Source organism: Corallococcus praedator, assembly GCF_003612125.1.
Lineage (GTDB): Bacteria > Myxococcota > Myxococcia > Myxococcales > Myxococcaceae > Corallococcus > Corallococcus praedator.
In genome coordinates this window covers 1-456 of the sequence record NZ_RAWI01000981.1, presented here as the reverse complement: position 1 = coordinate 456, position 456 = coordinate 1, and the positions used below count along the sequence as shown (strand labels likewise).

General features: G+C 66.9%; 1 protein-coding gene. It reads right to left on the bottom strand.

Going from position 1 to position 456, the window contains the following annotated elements; all coding sequences use genetic code 11:
- Positions 1-456, bottom strand: a 456-nt coding sequence (locus tag D7Y13_RS42690; RefSeq protein ID WP_147452702.1) for a DNA recombination protein RmuC, incomplete at both ends; no start/stop codon positions are given.

The following is a 456-nucleotide window of genomic DNA, read 5'->3' as shown; positions in this document are numbered from 1 at the left end:
ACGTAATCGGGCGCGTCGTCGAACTGGCTCCAATACGCCTTGGCGCCCAGCGCATTGACGTGCGCGCGCATTGATGCGGCATGGCGTTGCAGGCCCAAGGCCCGCTCGGCGTCGTCGATCGCGCCGAACGCGTCCTGATAGTCGTTGAGCGAGACCTTGGCGTCGATCACCAGCGAATTGCCGCCGGGCACCCGGATAATGACGTCGGGGCGCAGCCGACCGCCCTCGCCGTCGTCGACCGACACTTCGGCGCGAAAATCGGCGACGTCGGACAGCCCGCAGCTTTCGAGCACGTTGCGCAACTGCTGCTCGCCCCAGCGACCGCGCGCCTTGGGCGCGTTGCGCAGCGCATTGACCAGCTTGGACGCTTCCGCGCGGACCGATTCGCTGCCGACGCGCATCGATTCGATCTGTCCCTTCAAGTCGCCAAAGGCATCGCGACGTTCGGCCTCGACC